At 37.1% G+C, this 16,384-nt stretch carries 16 protein-coding genes and 2 riboswitches; of the genes, 3 read left to right on the plus strand and 13 right to left on the minus strand.

The features are described 5' to 3' along the window. Nucleotides 1-98: 98 nt before the first annotated feature. Both CEQ21_RS26410 and CEQ21_RS26415 read right to left on the minus strand, forming a co-directional pair. Nucleotides 99-674: a DUF2087 domain-containing protein gene (locus CEQ21_RS26410; RefSeq protein ID WP_185767100.1), complete on the minus strand. Its 576-nt coding sequence runs from the start codon at nt 672-674 to the stop codon at nt 99-101. An 86-nt stretch (nt 675-760) separates the two neighbouring features. After that, complete coding sequence (locus CEQ21_RS26415) at nt 761-2,632, minus strand: PAS domain-containing protein (protein ID WP_235907347.1); 1,872 nt, start codon at nt 2,630-2,632, stop codon at nt 761-763. A 385-nt stretch (nt 2,633-3,017) separates the two neighbouring features. On the opposite strand from CEQ21_RS26415, the gene CEQ21_RS26420 reads away from it, so the two are divergent. Next, complete coding sequence (locus tag CEQ21_RS26420; protein ID WP_185767101.1) at nt 3,018-4,043, plus strand: acyltransferase family protein; 1,026 nt, start codon at nt 3,018-3,020, stop codon at nt 4,041-4,043. A 52-nt stretch (nt 4,044-4,095) separates the two neighbouring features. Here the strand turns inward: CEQ21_RS26420 and CEQ21_RS26425 are convergent, their stop codons facing one another. From CEQ21_RS26425 to CEQ21_RS26435, 3 genes are all read right to left on the minus strand, one after another. After that, nucleotides 4,096-4,236 (minus strand): hypothetical protein, encoded by a 141-nt coding sequence (locus CEQ21_RS26425; protein ID WP_185767102.1) that lies wholly within the window; start codon nt 4,234-4,236, stop codon nt 4,096-4,098. Between the two features lie 2 nt (nt 4,237-4,238). Continuing rightward, complete coding sequence (locus CEQ21_RS26430; protein WP_185767103.1) at nt 4,239-4,397, minus strand: hypothetical protein; 159 nt, start codon at nt 4,395-4,397, stop codon at nt 4,239-4,241. A 112-nt stretch (nt 4,398-4,509) separates the two neighbouring features. Continuing rightward, nucleotides 4,510-5,865 (minus strand): TrkH family potassium uptake protein, encoded by a 1,356-nt coding sequence (locus CEQ21_RS26435; RefSeq protein ID WP_185767436.1) that lies wholly within the window; start codon nt 5,863-5,865, stop codon nt 4,510-4,512. A gap of 232 nt (nt 5,866-6,097) precedes the next feature. Here CEQ21_RS26435 and CEQ21_RS26440 point away from each other — a divergent pair, with 232 nt between their 5' ends. Continuing rightward, nucleotides 6,098-6,292 (plus strand): alpha/beta-type small acid-soluble spore protein, encoded by a 195-nt coding sequence (locus CEQ21_RS26440; RefSeq protein ID WP_185767104.1) that lies wholly within the window; start codon nt 6,098-6,100, stop codon nt 6,290-6,292. A 113-nt stretch (nt 6,293-6,405) separates the two neighbouring features. Here the strand turns inward: CEQ21_RS26440 and CEQ21_RS26445 are convergent, their stop codons facing one another. The 8 genes from CEQ21_RS26445 to CEQ21_RS26480 form a co-directional block, all read right to left on the minus strand. Then, nucleotides 6,406-7,173, minus strand: a complete 768-nt coding sequence (locus CEQ21_RS26445) for a TerC family protein (protein ID WP_185767105.1) — start codon at nt 7,171-7,173, stop codon at nt 6,406-6,408. A 100-nt stretch (nt 7,174-7,273) separates the two neighbouring features. Further along, a riboswitch (yybP-ykoY riboswitch) is annotated at nt 7,274-7,407 on the minus strand. Nucleotides 7,408-7,517: 110 nt separating this feature from the next. Next, nucleotides 7,518-8,000: a hypothetical protein gene (locus CEQ21_RS26450; protein ID WP_185767106.1), complete on the minus strand. Its 483-nt coding sequence runs from the start codon at nt 7,998-8,000 to the stop codon at nt 7,518-7,520. A gap of 170 nt (nt 8,001-8,170) precedes the next feature. Continuing rightward, entirely contained in the window at nt 8,171-8,950 is a 780-nt protein-coding gene (locus CEQ21_RS26455) for an amino acid ABC transporter ATP-binding protein (protein ID WP_185767107.1), read from the minus strand. A gap of 16 nt (nt 8,951-8,966) precedes the next feature. Further along, entirely contained in the window at nt 8,967-10,169 is a 1,203-nt protein-coding gene (locus tag CEQ21_RS26460; RefSeq protein ID WP_185767108.1) for an amino acid ABC transporter permease, read from the minus strand. A gap of 9 nt (nt 10,170-10,178) precedes the next feature. After that, nucleotides 10,179-11,348 carry an amino acid ABC transporter permease gene (locus CEQ21_RS26465; RefSeq protein ID WP_185767109.1) on the minus strand — a complete coding sequence of 390 codons (1,170 nt, stop codon included), beginning with the start codon at nt 11,346-11,348 and terminating at the stop codon, nt 10,179-10,181. An 84-nt stretch (nt 11,349-11,432) separates the two neighbouring features. Then, entirely contained in the window at nt 11,433-12,506 is a 1,074-nt protein-coding gene (locus CEQ21_RS26470; protein ID WP_185767110.1) for an amino acid ABC transporter substrate-binding protein, read from the minus strand. Nucleotides 12,507-13,025: 519 nt separating this feature from the next. Beyond that, a complete protein-coding gene (locus tag CEQ21_RS26475) occupies nt 13,026-14,609 on the minus strand; it encodes a peptide chain release factor 3 (RefSeq protein ID WP_185767111.1) in 1,584 nt (527 codons plus the stop codon). Nucleotides 14,610-14,738: 129 nt separating this feature from the next. Further along, entirely contained in the window at nt 14,739-15,458 is a 720-nt protein-coding gene (locus CEQ21_RS26480) for an NAD-dependent protein deacylase (protein WP_185767437.1), read from the minus strand. A 203-nt stretch (nt 15,459-15,661) separates the two neighbouring features. Here CEQ21_RS26480 and CEQ21_RS26485 point away from each other — a divergent pair, with 203 nt between their 5' ends. Continuing rightward, the gene (locus CEQ21_RS26485; protein ID WP_185767112.1) at nt 15,662-16,066 is read left to right on the plus strand and encodes a YkvA family protein; all 405 of its coding nucleotides are present in this window, start codon (nt 15,662-15,664) and stop codon (nt 16,064-16,066) included. A 72-nt stretch (nt 16,067-16,138) separates the two neighbouring features. Then, a riboswitch (TPP riboswitch) is annotated at nt 16,139-16,247 on the plus strand. The last annotated feature ends 137 nt before the right edge of the window (nt 16,248-16,384 follow it).

The following is a 16,384-nucleotide window of genomic DNA, read 5'->3' on the forward strand; positions in this document are numbered from 1 at the left end:
TCCCATTATTGCTCGGGTCTTTGTATTGTTTAGGAAGTATTATAAGCTTGCCTAACTGCCTCTTACTAATTTGGCGGCAGTCTGCACCAATCCCTTGTTTACTTCGCCCACATCTCTTCTGGATTCAATTCATATATATTATTTTCCCGATACATGAAGTGATTAATAATAAACTCTCTTCGAATGGTAGCATAATCATCAAAAAACCTTTTTATATAGTCATTAAGCTCTTTTTCCTCGTATTTCTGTCCTTCCTTAAGCCCTTTTACAATATGGCGAAAAATAATCAGCTTCTTTTTCCTTTGGGCAGGAATATTCTTCAGCTTTCCATCAGCACCAATGAAATTATCGATAATTTTTGCCGCTTCTTCCTTTGTTACCTCCACTTCATTCTCTCCTTTCTCAAATTGGAACAGTTTAATAAGGGCATCTGCCTGATGTGTTATGACCGACTTGTTTAAATAGAAATAAATCGTGTTTTTTTCTCTGCGTTCGTATACGACATTTATTTCCCGCAGTTTCTTTAAATGATGCGTTATCGTTGGGGCTGTTAATCCTAGCTTCCCTGCAAGCGCTTGGCCATTCCACGGCTTATCAGCTAGTAAGGAGATGATTCTGATTCTTGTTGCATCACCGATTGTTTTATGAAAAGCAACTAATCTGTCAAGCTGCATAATGGTCCTCCTTCAATTAGATGTTTATCTAATTAGATGATAATAAAAAGACTTCTTGACGTCAAGAAGTCTTTTCGGGTATCATATTATATTTTTTTCCGTGGTAAGTAAATATGAAATTTAGTCCCTATTCCTTCCACTGATTCTACCTCTATTTTCCCTTCATGCTCTTTAATTATTTTAAAAGAAACCATGAGCCCTAACCCAGTTCCTTTTTCCTTCGTCGTATAAAAAGGTTCCCCGAGCTTTGCCAGCTTTTCCTTGCTCATGCCAATTCCATTATCTTCAATGATAATATGAAAGTAATCCGGCATATGATTTATACTTGCCTTAATTTCTCCACCGGATTCTAATACCTCCATGGCATTTTTCACTATATTAATGAATACTTTTTTTAATTGGTTTGGTTCGCAATACATTTCTGTGTTCGAATTAGTATATAGTCTAGTAAATTGAACATTAAATAGAACTGCTTGTGCATTAAGCAAATCCAATGTCTCATTCATAATTTGCTGCAGATTCGCCTTGACGAACCTGACATTTTGCGGTTTTGAAAGGAGCAAAAATTCATTAATTATCGTTTCAATCCGGCTAAGCTCTGACTTTATGACTGTAAAATACATCGCATGCTTATCCGTCTCATTGCTGCTTTCTAATAATTGAATGAAGCCTTTCAGTGCCGTCATCGGGTTCCTTATCTCATGAGCAATTCCAGCTGCAAGCTCACCGATTACATGAAGTGTCGAAGATTTTCTAATTTGCTCTGCCAAGATAGCATTTTCTGTTATATCTCTTAATGTGGTTATACTGCAGCCTGAGTAAATATTATACTTGTTCCGAAATTCTAACTGTGTCCAATCATCACCATTGAATGTGGCAGTATAAATCCCCCTGTTTTGTCCTTCATTCCTTAATGAAACAAGTTTTGGCTTAATCTCCTCCCCAATTGTCTTTCCCTCTGGCAAATAATCGAGCAGATTTAAGCCTATTAAACCCTCCTTATCTTTAGAGAGTATGCGCAATGCTGCTTTATTAATATCAATGATTTTGTAATCCTTGTCCCAAAGAATAACCCCATCAAATACTTCTTCAAAAATTGTTTCAAACATGCTTTTACTGTCAAGCAGCTCAAGCTCCATTTTGTAACGACTCGTTATATTTCGAAAAATGCTCATATGCAGACCATCAACAGAATGAAGCTTTGTTGTAAACTCTAACAGCTTTTTTTGCCCATTAGGCATCAAAAACATAAGCTCATCACGATGAGATTTTTTCAAGCATAAGTTTTCCATGATATGGAGATAGCTTTTATCTTTCTCATACACATAGTCACTGATCTTATGTTGCATCATTTCTTCCTGACTGCTTTCAAAAATCCCTAAAGCAGCCTTATTCGCTTTCGTAATTTGTCCATTTTGATTCCAAAGGACAATCCCATCAAGCGCCTCTGTAAAGAAATCATGAAATAAGGCAGCATCTTTATGCTGTCTTTGTTCCAGGTTGCGCATATATGTGACATCCTTAAATACTGCCAAATAATAAGGATATTTATTAATACTTGATATATGTATTTCCGCATAAAAGCTTCGTTCATGATTTTCCATAAACAAGCGTTCTGTTTTTTCGGCTTTCTGCTCTGGCTGCATGCTTATCCATGCCCACAAGTCATCTCTGTGCTCTTGCGGGAGATAATGGCTAAGGTTGCGCCCGACCATATCTTTTTTATGAATGTGGAAAATATTCCTTATAGCACTGTTTGCCTCAAGGATTACTCCATTTCCATTCAAAATCACCATTCCTTCACTGGAATTTTCGAATACAGCCTCTTTCAGCTCCTTCACCATTTCCCTGCAATTATTCTCATTTCTCAGCCTTTTGTTTTCTTGTTCTAAAAAGCTGATTTTTTTCTTCAGCTGTTGGATTTGCTGCATCTCGTTTGTATAGATTTCACCAGACAAGGAATTCCCGCCTCTCGTAAAACTTGGTGCATTATTTATTCTACAAAATTCGAGAAATTCCTCTCCATTTATAAAATAAATGCTGATTATTGTCCAATTGATAAAAACACACTGGCTTTTTTTAAGCAAAAATTCAGGCGAATGTCTTATCCTTCTTTTTACAAAAACACAAAAATGTTTACAAAATCATTGCAGTTATATTAATAACTCTATAATTCGTTAACAACTTGGAAAAAGAAGTTTAGTTACCGCTTATATGTGCTATAAATAGTAGTGGCTAACAGCCAATACTCTGCCTGCAGAACTCATTAAAAAAGCAGCAACTATTAACGAGTTGTTAAAATGGCATAGCAGCTTTATAAGCTTGCTAGAAGGGAGTCTAGTGATGAAACAAGTCCGAAATTATTACTTTGACAATGCGAAGTTTCTTTTGATTTTTTTCGTTGTTTTTGGACACTCTATCCAATCTTTCACAAATGATAGCAATAGTATTTATAGCTTATACAAAGTCATTTACACTTTTCATATGCCAGCATTTATCCTGATTTCCGGTTTTTTTGCGAAGGGAATTTATGAGCAAGGCTATGTGCAAAAATATTTAAAAAGGCTTATCTTGCCATACATTATCTTTCAGCTCATTTACAGTGTCTTTTATTATTATCTTTACGGCAAATCCAGCTTTACGGTCGATCCTTTAAGCCCACACTGGTCATTATGGTTTTTAATCAGCTTATTTTTCTGGAACATGCTATTATTAGGATTTTCGAAAATGAAGCCACTGGTCGGCTTGAGCATTGCGTTAATTCTCGGTTTAGCAATTGGGTTTGTTGATTGGACCTCAAGCTATTTGAGTCTTACTAGAACTTTCGTTTTTTTCCCGCTGTTTTTATTAGGTTATTATATGAATAAAAAACACTTTGAGTGGATTAGGACAAAGACTTTCAAAATTGGGGCTATTATTGTATTTGTGGTAGTGTTCGCAGGGTTCTACTACTTTCCGAGTATTAATTATCAATGGCTTTTAGGTTCAAAACCATATGATGTATTAGCCTCTTCTGCTTTAGAAGCAATTCTTGTGAGGATATGTTTTTATTTATTAAGCTTTTTAATGATTTTTTGTTTCTTTGCCTGTGTCCCGCAAAAAAAGTATTTCTTTACACGATTTGGCAAAAACACGCTTTATGTATATTTGTTACACGGATTCTTTATCCGTGTCTTTCGGACAACAGACTTGCAGGATGCATTTACAACGCCTAACTCTTATTTTTTAATTGTGCTTTTGGCTTTCCTGCTAACACTTGTATTGTCGAGTAATTTAGTCGCCTCACTTGCACAGCCATTTATAGAATTCAGAACAACCAAAATGCAGAAATGGTCAACTAAGGCAAGCTATAAAGAGAAGCTGTTTTAATTAGCTTCCCTTTATAGCTGTTAAGTAACTTTAGGGGAATGTCCCCCTAAAGTTATTTTCTGTTGCCGCTTTTTACTTTACCTTTTGTTAATGGAGCTGTATCATAAAGCTTACTTGCATTCAGGTCACCAAATTCCATCCCGAATTCTACGTTAGCTTCTTCTTGTTTATTATTTTTTGTTTTTTTACTCATAATTATCTCCCCTCTCTTCCATGCTTGGAGTTTCGGTTTGCATGCTTCATCGGATCTTCGCCGCGATTAAATTCAGCAGAGAATTCCGTTTCTTGAGTATTTTTTTTAGGCGTTTTGCTGTATTTTTCGACCGCATTATGTTCAGCCTTTCTTTTTGCCATATTGAATCGTCTCCTTTAATGGAATGATACGACCTTATTTTCTGCAAGTTTAAAGAAGCTATTCGCTAAAAAATGATAGGCAACAAAACCAAAAAAAGCCAAGGCAGATGCCTTAGCCAATAATGATTCTTTCTTTAGGATAATGGAAATTATCCTTTTTCTCTTTTCCTCCGATAATATAAATGAAGGATGTTAAGCCAATTCTTCCAATAAACATCAAAATCATAATGACACATTTTCCTACACCTGACAATTCAGGAGTTAAGCCAAGCGACAAACCAGTCGTTCCGAAAGCAGAACATACTTCAAATAAAATCTTGATAAGTGGAGCGTCCTCCGTAATACATAGAATAACTGTTGCAATGAAGCATAAACAAAAGGCCAAAATGGTTACAACCATCGACTTAATTATGTCTTCTTCATGTATTTCTCTTTTAAAGATCTTGATATGACGATTGCCGTTTGCATAATGATATATAAACAGCAAGTTAAGGGCAAATGTTGTCGTTCTAATTCCACCGCCAACAGAGCTTGGTGATGCACCGATAAACATAAGAATACAGAAAATCACTAATGTTCCCATCGTATAATCATTTAAATCCATTGTTGCTAAACCACCGCTCCTCGTTGAAGCAGAATGGAAAAATGCGTTAAAAAAGATTTGATGCCAGTTCATCCCTATAAAATAATGATTTGACTCAATGATGATGATGCTGACTGTTCCAAATAACAGCAACAGCCCAAATGTTAAAGAGGTCAGTTTAGTAAATAAGGAAAAACGGAACAGCTTGCCTGGGTTTTTCGGAAATAAGTAGTTTTTCACTTCAATTAGAACTGGAAATCCTATTGCCCCAAGCGTAATTAAAATAATATTAACCAGTTGGATAAAATAATCATCTTTATACGGAACAAGCGAGTTTCCACTTAAATCAAAACCACCATTTGTCGTCGCACTAATGGAAGCGAAGAGTCCATGGACAAACGCATCCTTCCATGTGGGAAAGTATTGATGTAACTGCAGTGTGAGCACTATGGCACCAACAAGCTCAATGATTAAAATCAGCTTGATGATTTCCCTGATGAGCTGGACAAGACCAGACAAATGAGATTGATTGTGGTCAAGCATAATGAGCTGCCGTTCCTTTAAGCCAATTTTTTTGCGGAGCAGCATCCAAAAGAATGTTCCAAGCGTCATAACACCTATTCCTCCAAACTGAAGGACAAACATTAAAATAAAGATGCCAATTGTACTGTATGTATCAGATATATTTATAACAGTCAGCCCTGTCACACTTACAGCACTTATCGCTGTAAACAGTGTATCCATAAATGAAACATGGACACCTTCTTTGTGAGCAATCGGCAAGCTTAATAATAAAACGGAAGCACTGACCGCCAGTAAATAATAGCCTGTTATTATTTGGGCAGGAGTGAATTTATTCAGCATCTCCCTTACCGTTCTTCTCATGTTCATACAAATCCCTTCTATTGCAAGCACAACTATAATAAAAAGAAACAAAAGCGGATTCCTATTATCTCCCCTTTACACAAACTTTACCACTTATGAAACACGAGAAAACCCCACATATTATTAGTACAGAAATTAATATTGCTAAACATACCTATTATCAAAATAATAGCTTCTTGTTGCTAACGATATTTATGTTCTGTACTTTATTATTCAAGGAGGCCTATATATCATGTCTAGTTCAAATAAATTATTAGTTCCTGGAATTGAACAATATTTAGATAGCATTAAATATGAAATCGCCCAAGAATTTGGTGTTAATCTAGGTTCAGATACTGTTGCTAGAGCAAACGGAAGTGTCGGTGGAGAAATTACAAAACGCCTTGTTCAACAAGCTCAAGCAGAGCTATCCGGTAAAACTCAATAATAACTATACCTTAAATTCACAGATGCACAAAGGAAAAATATAAAAAAGGAAATAATGTTTGCTCTCTTTGCAAAAGCAAAGAATTGGCGCAAGCATTATTTCCTTTTTATCATTTAGCTTTCTTCTGCTGTTTCTTGCACTTTTTTGCCTGAAAGGAAATAGCCGCCCACAGCAATGATTAACAATACACCCCAGAAAATAAACTTCCAAACCTTTGATTCTGGAAAATGCTCATCAAGCACAGCAACCTCTGGATGTGCCAGAGTAAATACTGCCAATTTCACCCCAACCCAGCCGACAATCATGAAAGCAGCTGTCTCCAAGGATGGTCTTGTATGAAGAAGTTTAACAAACCAGTTTGCAGCAAATCGCATAATAATTAAACCGATAATACCGCCAAGAAGCATAACCGTAAACTGTCCGCCGTCAATTCCGCCAACATCGAACCAGCCTGTTGGTGTTAGCGTTATTGCCAATGCAACAGCTGCAAGCATAGAATCAATTGCAAATGCAATATCAGCAAGCTCTACTTTTAATACTGTCATCCAAAAACCAGACTTTTTCTTTTCTTTCTCTTTCTCTTTCTTATTCTTGTGGCCAAACTTCCCATATAAATTATGGAAGCAAATATACAATAAGTAGACTGCACCAAGAGCTTGAACCTGCCAAACGTCAACCAGAATAGAAATCATGAATAATGTTGCGAAACGGAAAACAAATGCACCAAATAAACCATAGAATAAGGCTTTTTTCTGTTGCTCTGGAGGTAAGTGCTTAACCATAACGGCCATTACGACCGCATTGTCAGCTGCCAAAATCCCTTCCAATCCAACTAAAATCAGGAGCACCCAACCATACTCTAAAAGTAATGCAAAATCCATCTTTTCTCCTCCTATCATTTTATTCTTGTATACCCACTGGATTCCCCCTATTAACAGGTTTAGCTGTGCTTTCTGTTTTTATGTACAAAAAAGCGCAAAAAAGACCTTTGCCAAATAGGCAAAGGTCTTGCAAAGCACTTTTTATGGTGCCAACAAAGCCGATGGTACTAAGACCATGAATTGACGACTTTGTTTTAGGTATAAACCTAAAAGCTACTCCCCTTTGAGTAGATATACAATTAATATAAGACTATTATATACGAAAGATTCTGTCTTTGCAATCAAAAACCGAAAAAAAATAAACAAGACCTGACTATATTTAATCTCAAAGTTAGTATCGTTGTTTATTCTTTATTCGGATTGAACTGTGCCTTAAAAAACAATATAGCGTACTTGACTAAAAAACCACTTATGATTCCAGGAATCAAAAAGATCATTGGCGTAAATATAGGACCTGGAAAGATGCCGAATATTTCAAACCGCGTTGAATACATGACTCCTACTGTTACAAAATAAGCACAAAAAACAAAGGGCAAAAATGCATATTCCTTGTGCTCCTTTAAAGTTGACTTGTATGCATCCCACATTGCAAATAAATATAAACAGGGATAAAACATAATCCACTGAAAATCAAGGGCATCTATGGAGGCTTGCATATTGCCTAAAAAGCTTTGCATGATTGCTAAATTAAAATTACTTTGCACATTAATGATGAATTCCAGCACTACCAAAAGAGTACCTTTCCAATACTGTTTCATCAATAACTGGCTGAAGCCAGGAAGTGCAATGCTCCACATTATCGCCTCTAATTTACTTAGGTCCCTCATCGGATATCACCATCTAATTCTTATATACCTTTTCATTTTTTCATTTTTAGCTAAACTTTGTTTTTTTATTCAGTATCTGTTCATGTTAGCAAAAAGAATTTAAAGGATGGGTAAAATCCGACAGTGAAAAAAAGATAGATGATAAAAAAAAGAGCCATTTCTGGCTCTTTTTACAGAATCTGTGATAAAAATAATTTTGTTCGTTCATGCTTTGGATTATCAAAAATTTCTTCAGGCTTACCCATCTCCACGATTTCTCCTTTATCAAACAAGATGATTCTGTCTGCTACTTGACGTGCAAAGCCCATCTCATGTGTGACGACAAGCATTGTCATACCAGAGTCAGCAAGAGTTTTCATTACATCTAAAACCTCTTTCACCATTTCTGGATCAAGTGCTGAGGTTGGCTCATCAAAAAGCATAATTTTCGGCTGCATCGCCAATGCTCTTGCAATTGCCACACGCTGCTGCTGTCCGCCAGACAGTTGACCTGGATACTTATTTGCTTGCTCTGGAATTCCGACTCTCTCAAGCAGCTCCATCGCAATTTGCTCTGCCTTTTTCTTTTTCCATTTCCTTACCCAAATTGGCGCAAGTGAGATATTCTTTAGTATCGTCATATGTGGAAACAAGTTAAAAGATTGAAAAACCATACCTGTTTCTTTCCTTATTTCTTCAATATTTCTTAAATCATCTGTCAGAGCAATGTTATCGACAATGATAGAACCTTTTTGAAACTCCTCTAACGCATTAATCGTCCGGATAAATGTTGATTTTCCAGATCCTGAAGGACCAAGTACAACGATAACCTCGCCTTGCTTAACCTGCAGGTCGACATCCTTTAAAACGTGATGATCGCCATACCATTTGTTTAAGCCTTTTACTTCAATAATATCCTCTCTTTGCTCTAGTGGCGTTGCTAGCTTTTCTACCGAAAATACACTCTCCATCTTTTATCCTCCTTTATTAGCGGTTGCCCGTATTTAATGATTTCTCCAATGCTTTGCTGACATGTGACATTAAATAGCAAAATATAAAATACATTAAAGCAATAAACACATATAGCTCCATATACTTTCCTAAATACTCTGGATTTGCTGCAACCTTTTTGGCCATTCCAAGAAAGTCTGCTAATCCAATCACTGCAACTAGTGATGTATCCTTAAAGATAGCGATAAATTGGCCTACCATTGCTGGTATGACTGCTTTTAATGCTTGTGGCAAAATAACAAATATCATCAGTTTGAAGTTATTTAATCCTAGTGCCTGTGCTGCTTCAAATTGGCCTCTTGGGATGGATTGAAGCCCGCCCCTAATGTTTTCCGCTAAGTATGCAGCACTAAACAGCGTGAACGCAATCATGGCCCTAAGAATATTATCAATTTGGATTTCTCCGCCAATAAACATCGGCAGAAGCAATTGTCCTATAAATAAAATCATAATTAATGGCATACCGCGAATAATCTCAATATAAACAATGCATGTATATTTAATGACAGGAAGCTTGCTTCTTCGGCCAACAGCAAGCAGAAGTCCGATTGGGAATGAGCAAATAATTGCAACAGACGCTATGACAAGCGTCAGTAAAAACCCGCCCCAGACATTTGTGCTTACTGGTTCAAGAATGCCAAAACCATTAATAATTCCAACTGAAATGGGAATAACTAAAATCCATAGAACTAAAACTGGTATCTTTAAAACAGTAAGCTTTCTGCCAATTGCATAAAACAAATAAATAGAAGCAATGCTTACACCTAAATAAATCTTTGTCATGGATTCCGTGTATGGTACAACAGCAAAAATCAACATGATGACAGACAAGGCTATCGCAACATGGCCGATAACATTCCTCCACAATCCCCATGTCGCACCAAATAAAACAGATACTAAAATGACAGCGACCCACAACCTCCAAATTTCCTCTATCGGGAATTGACCAACCATTAACAGCCGCAAATTAGCTGTTACAACACTCCAATCACTGGCAGCTAAAAATGTCGTAACTTTAGCGATCATATATCCAGTAAACATGGCAGCAACAATCGTTAGTATTGCATTTTTCCAATCCTTAAAAAGATTGTTTTTCAGCCATAGCTGTAATTTCACCAGCCTGCTGAGGGAATTAGTCTTTACTAAATTTCCACTGTTGCCAAGCCTAACATTATCCAATCTGCCTCACTACCTTTCAACCAACTGGAATTTTTTATTAAAGAAATTCATGAACAGTGATGTACCTAAGCTAAACAGTAAATACACAGCAATCATGATAAGAATAGTTTCAAAAGTATGTCCTGTCTGGTTAATAATCGTATTGCCGATTCCAACTATATCCTGATAGGCTACAGCCATAGCTAAACTCGAGTTCTTGATTAAGTTTAAGTACTGGCTCGTTAGCGGTGGAATAATGATGCGGATAGCCTGCGGAAAGATGATAAGTCTTAAAGCTGTTGGACTTTTAAAGCCAAGCGCTTGCGCTGCCTCTGTCTGTCCCTTTGGCACACCAAGGATACCTGCGCGAACAATCTCTGCGATATATGTTGAAGTATAGATAGACAATGCCACTAGCATCGACAAGAAACCAATTGATAAGGAGGTTCCGCCCACAAATGCATTGCCATTGAACTCTGGTACAGATATACCAAATGGCCCATTGCCGAAAATGAAATAAAAGAGAATAAAGCCAAGCGCGAATACTGCAATGCTAGACAAAAGCGGATACGTGTGTTTGCCTGCATTAATAGCTATGGAGGTTAACTTTTTGAAAAGAATTATGGCGATAACGGCTAATACAACCATAACTGCTATCCATGTTATTGAATTGTCATGCACTGTAAACCAAGGAATAGCTGCACCTCTGTTCGAAAAATAGAAAGAGCCGATTGATGCTGCATCCTCAATCTTGGGCATTGGCAGGAAAACTGCGAAGTTCCAAATGAATATTTGTACCAATAGTGGTGTATTACGGAATACCTCTACATATACTGTAGCCAATTTACGAATAAGCCAGTTCGAGGACAAGCGTGCAATCCCCATCACAACTCCAAGTACGGATGCGATAATGATACCGAAAAACGCTACTTTAAGTGTATTTAATAACCCCACGACAATTGCTCTTTTATAAGGATCATCAGGTGTATAGGAAATCAGCGATTCTGCGATTGGGAAGGATGCCTTTAAATTCAAATAATCTAACCCTATTTTCAAACCAATTTGATCTAACCCTGTCTGAACATTACGGACCATTACGGAAATCACAAAGCCGACTAGGATAATAAACAGAACTTGAATAAATATCGGCAACATCTTTTTATTCCGCCATAGAGGCGTTACTGCTTTTTTATTCTCCATCTTGTATGCCTCCCTTAGCTAAAAGAATAGACCTGCTAGAAAAGCACTATTAGCAGGCCTTCTTTAAATGGTATAAAATTTTTTTTAACGGAATGGTATGGAGTATTGTAATCCGCCATCACTGTATAATGCGTTTTGCCCTCTTTCAAGCTTAAATACAGTAGTTGGTCCAAGGTTTCTGTCATAAATTTCTCCATAGTTACCAACTTGCTTGATTACTTGATAAGCAAAATCATTAGGTATGCCAAGCTGTTCTCCTAAATTGTTGCCGCCAACACCAAGTAAGCGTTGAATTTCAGGATTATCACTTTCCAAAAATTCATCTACATTTGCAGATGTAATGCCAAACTCTTCTGCTTGGATAGTTGCATACACAATCCAGCTAACAGCATCCTTCCATTTTTCATCATTATCAAGCACTGCTGGTGCTAATGGTTCTTTAGAAAGTGTCGCATCAAGAATGACATGTGCTTCTGGATCTTGTAGCATCGATTGGCGTGATACTAAACCAGATTTATCTGTTGTCCATGCATCAATAGAGCCAGACTCGTATGCCGCGATAACTGCATCTGCATTATCAAAAGTTTGCGGTGTATAGCTTACACCAGCCGCTTTCATTTGATCGGCAAGATTTAATTCTGTTGTTGTTCCTGTTTCCACTCCAATTGTTTTTCCCTCTAAGTCTTCTAATGTTGTAATTCCACTGTCTTTTGGCACCATAATTCCCTGTCCATCATAGAATGTGACCGGAGCAAAGCTTAAACCAACCTCAGCATCTCTGTTTGTCGTCCAAGTCGTATTGCGAATAAGAACATCCACTTCTTTAGATTGAACTGCTGTAAAACGGTCTGTTGCAGACAGCGGGCGGAATTCTATCTTATTTGCATCACCTAACACACCAGCTGCAATCGCTCTAGCAAAGTCAACATCAAACCCAGTGTTCTTTCCATCAGAAACTATGTAGCCAAATCCAGGAAGTGCATCATTAACCCCAGCCTTCAAAGTTCCTCTCTTAATTATTGTTTCTAGCATACTAGTCGATTTTGAACTGTCTTCTCCACTGCTGGTATTTGACTCCTCTGAATTACCAGAGCAGCCTGCCAATGCCAATACAATTACTAATAGCATGCTAAAAAGTAGTGATAAATTCTTTTTCATTCTGTTTCCCCCTATGTATTTTTTTTATAAAAATACCAATTTAATTTAAGAGAATATTCAGTTTTTTAATTACATTATCCTAAATTAAAATGATATTCATATCCATGTTAGCTCATGACAATCATGTCAAAAGATGTAACACAAGTCCGTTACTTTTTATTACAACTTGGTTTTATTATACCTAAATCTTTGTCGATTACAATTATTTTTTAGAAAATTTAAATTTTTTTAAAAATTAAAATACTTATAAACTATATAAATACATTAAATTCCCTTGATACACTTATATTAAGACTATCGAAACAATATAATCACATTGGTTATTTGACTCCTTTTTTCTACCTTTCTTTATAAAACCCTCTCATTGATTTCTATTTTTTATTATCCAGATATATCTTTTTAGCATTATTTATTAAATAAACAATTGTCTGCATGGCTAAAACCACTATCCACACGTAAGAAAACCTAACATTTAATACCACAAAAAAACAAGCGATCAGATAATCGCTTGTTTTTTTGTTAATTTTCTTCCGTATCCATCGGATTATAAAGTTTAACTTCAGGATTCTTGTCTTGGAACCAACGCAAAGCAAAATCGTTTTCAAACAAGAATGCCTTTTTGCCGTAACGGTCCTCAACTAGAAGACTTCTGCCGCTGGATAAGTTTTCATTTACTTCCTCTTCCACTGTCCATCTGGCAATTTTCGAACCGACATGCTCCATAAGCACATCCACATTATATTCATTTCTCATGCGGTGTTCAAATACTTCGAATTGCAGCTGACCAACAGCGCCAAGCAGATAATCCTCTGTTTTTACTGTTTTGTAAAGCTGTATCGCACCTTCTTGGACAAGCTGCTGTATCCCTTTATGGAAATGCTTTTGTTTCATGACGTTTTTCGCAGTTACTCGAACGAAAAGCTCCGGAGTAAATTGTGGCAGCTTTTCATATTGGAACGTGTTTTTATTCACAGTCAGTGTGTCACCAATTTGATAAAATCCAGGGTCATATAACCCGATAATATCACCGCTGACAGCTTCATTGACAGTACTTCTGTCATCCGCCATAAACTGCGTGGATTGGGCCAGCTTTATTTGTTTCCCTGTCCTTGGTAAATTCACAGTCATTCCTCTGTCAAACTTACCTGAGCAAATTCGCAAGAAAGCAATTCTATCCCTATGTGCAGGGTTCATATTTGCTTGAATCTTAAAGATAAAGCCTGAAAACTCCTCTGACAACGGATCGATTTTGCCTCCAGTAGAATTTCTTGCCTGTGGAGATGGTGCGAAATCTAAATACGTTTCCAAGAATGTTTGTACTCCAAAGTTGCCTAATGCACTTCCAAAGAATACTGGTGTTAGGTCACCATTATTAATTCTTTCCGCAGAGAATTCATTACCCGCCTCGTTCAGCAGCATAATTTCTTCAAGAGTCTGATCATAAAGAGAATCCACTTTAATTGGATGTTCTCCTTCAATTTCTCCATCCTCATTCAATGGAATATATTTTTCGCCGTCTTCTACGCGGAATTGTTCAATACGGTTATAATAACGGTCGTAAATACCTAAAAATTCTTTACCCATACCAATCGGCCAGTTCATCGGGTATGACTCAATTCCCATTACTTCCTCTAACTCAGCAAGAAGCTCAAGAGGCGCTTTACCTTGACGATCCAGCTTGTTAATGAACGTGAAGATTGGAATTCCTCTCATACGACAAACTTTAAACAGCTTAAGCGTCTGCTCCTCAATCCCTTTTGCAGAGTCGATAATCATTACGGCACTGTCAACAGCAGTCAATGTACGATACGTATCTTCACTGAAGTCTTGGTGTCCTGGTGTGTCGAGAATATTTACTCTCGCATTGTTATAATCAAACTGCATGACACTGGATGTTACAGAAATTCCTCTTTGCTTTTCGATTTCCATCCAGTCACTTGTAGCAAATTTCCCAGTCTTTTTACCCTTTACCGTTCCAGCATCACGAATTGCTCCTCCAAATAATAACAATTTTTCGGTAAGCGTCGTTTTCCCAGCATCCGGATGGGATATAATCGCAAAGGTACGTCGGGACAATACCTCATCTTGAAATGTTTTAGCCATGATTTTTTCCTCTCTTTTTTGCACTTTCATTTATGCTCATCTCTTAATAATAGCTTGATACACAAAAGTTTGCAATCCCTTCCCTTATCCCTTTAGCTTCAGCCAATAGATAATTTTTACCAGTAAAAATTATCTATTGGCTGAAAGCTCCTTGTCTATTTGATTGAGCACTTTTCCAATACTTTCGTGAAGAACTAAATCAGCGAGATGGTCATACTCTGTGCGCTCTTTATTAATGATAATTAATTTGCTTCCCGTTTCAATTGCGAGCAGCGGCAGCTGATTGGCTGGTGAAACATTCAATGAAGAGCCTAAAACGATAAATACATCTGATTGTATGGCAGCATCCTCTGCAAGTAAAAACGCCTCACTTGGCAGCATTTCTCCAAATAACACGATAGACGGCCGCAATGCACCTCCACAATCACACTTATATACTCCATGCAAATATTCTCTGCTGGAATACGTTTTTCCGCATTGCTGGCAATGAAGCTTTTGCAATGTGCCATGAAGCTCTGCTATCTTTTTGTTTCCGGCCGAAGTGTGAAAACCATCGACATTTTGGGTGATGATTCCTTTTAACAGTCCTCGCTCTTCCCAGTCTGCCAAAATTAAATGTCCTTGATTCGGCTTATATTCAGAAACACCTAATACCCTCTCCCTGTAAAATGCGATAAAATCCTCTAAATGATTATTAAGCGCATCCGTGCTAGAAAGATAAGATTTTTGCTCTGTTGTCCATAATCCTTTATCTGCAGAACGAAAATCAGGCAAGCCGCTTTCTGTCGACATCCCTGCACCAGTAAAGATGACAAGATGTTTTGCATTTCTAATTATTTCTGTCAGCATCATCACAAATCACACTCCCGCAAGTTGTTCCTTTCCTTATATTGTACCAACCATTCACTGCATAAGGAAATTGCTTAAACGTTTTCCACTTCTATATATCGGGAATAGTTGAAGGAATGCTTGCCTTTAAATAAGCAAACATTATTGTTGTGGTGCTGACTTTAGATAAACACTTCCTATTCAAATCAAAAGGAGCTGACAAAATGGTCATTTTAAAGAAGAATGACATAGAAAAAGGCTATCAAAAGCATGAAAAAAAAGCAGCTGCACTCGTTGAACAGCCTGCAAGATTAGCTGGACTGTTAAAGAAGGCCATTCCAAAAGCGTCTTCTAAAAGAAGAGGGTTATCCCCAGTATGGGAGAAGCTGCAATTGCTGTTTTCCTTAGTTAGAGCATATCAGGATGGCACATATCGCAGTATTAGTAAAAAATCAATGGTGCTGATTGTTGCTGGAATTTTATACTTTATATCCCCGATAGATCTTATTCCTGACTTTATTTTCGGACTTGGTATTGTCGATGATGCACTTGTATTAAAATACGTCCTGCAAGCCGTCAACCAGGAGCTGATTACTTATAAAAACTGGAAGGATCACAAACAAAATTGAATAAAAGTTGATAAATATAGGACAAGCCTAATATTTTTGCTATAATGGAGCAGATAATTAAATTAAGAAAAAAAGAATTACTAGGGGAACCAGTGTTGCTGGTTGAGAGTTATCCGTAAGATAAAAACCCTTTGAACCTGATCTGGTTAATGCCAGCGTAGGAAACGGACATTCTTTACATACATATGTATTTAAAGCGTTCAGGTTCTTTTGACTTGAACTTTTTTTCGTTTAAAAAACGTTGCCGGCACTATGAAACCGCCGTCAACACCTACTACATAAGCAAAAAACTACATAGGTTCCTAGGCTTTTTTTCTA

Origin of the sequence: Niallia circulans (genome assembly GCF_007273535.1) — a bacterium.
Taxonomy (GTDB): domain Bacteria; phylum Bacillota; class Bacilli; order Bacillales; family Cytobacillaceae; genus Niallia; species Niallia circulans_B.

Excerpts from the sequence above, each read along its gene's own strand:
- CEQ21_RS26410 (WP_185767100.1), bottom strand. The coding sequence starts at position 674 with ATGCAGCTTGACAGATTAGTTGCTTTTCATAAAACAATCGGTGATGCA.
- CEQ21_RS26420 (WP_185767101.1), top strand. The coding sequence starts at position 3,018 with ATGAAACAAGTCCGAAATTATTACTTTGACAATGCGAAGTTTCTTTTG.
- CEQ21_RS26425 (WP_185767102.1), bottom strand. The coding sequence starts at position 4,236 with ATGAGTAAAAAAACAAAAAATAATAAACAAGAAGAAGCTAACGTAGAA.
- CEQ21_RS26430 (WP_185767103.1), bottom strand. The coding sequence starts at position 4,397 with ATGGCAAAAAGAAAGGCTGAACATAATGCGGTCGAAAAATACAGCAAA.
- CEQ21_RS26435 (WP_185767436.1), bottom strand. The coding sequence starts at position 5,865 with ATGAGAAGAACGGTAAGGGAGATGCTGAATAAATTCACTCCTGCCCAA.
- CEQ21_RS26440 (WP_185767104.1), top strand. The coding sequence starts at position 6,098 with ATGTCTAGTTCAAATAAATTATTAGTTCCTGGAATTGAACAATATTTA.
- CEQ21_RS26445 (WP_185767105.1), bottom strand. The coding sequence starts at position 7,173 with ATGGATTTTGCATTACTTTTAGAGTATGGTTGGGTGCTCCTGATTTTA.
- CEQ21_RS26450 (WP_185767106.1), bottom strand. The coding sequence starts at position 8,000 with ATGAGGGACCTAAGTAAATTAGAGGCGATAATGTGGAGCATTGCACTT.
- CEQ21_RS26455 (WP_185767107.1), bottom strand. The coding sequence starts at position 8,950 with ATGGAGAGTGTATTTTCGGTAGAAAAGCTAGCAACGCCACTAGAGCAA.
- CEQ21_RS26465 (WP_185767109.1), bottom strand. The coding sequence starts at position 11,348 with ATGGAGAATAAAAAAGCAGTAACGCCTCTATGGCGGAATAAAAAGATG.
- CEQ21_RS26470 (WP_185767110.1), bottom strand. The coding sequence starts at position 12,506 with ATGAAAAAGAATTTATCACTACTTTTTAGCATGCTATTAGTAATTGTA.
- CEQ21_RS26475 (WP_185767111.1), bottom strand. The coding sequence starts at position 14,609 with ATGGCTAAAACATTTCAAGATGAGGTATTGTCCCGACGTACCTTTGCG.
- CEQ21_RS26480 (WP_185767437.1), bottom strand. The coding sequence starts at position 15,458 with ATGCTGACAGAAATAATTAGAAATGCAAAACATCTTGTCATCTTTACT.
- CEQ21_RS26485 (WP_185767112.1), top strand. The coding sequence starts at position 15,662 with ATGGTCATTTTAAAGAAGAATGACATAGAAAAAGGCTATCAAAAGCAT.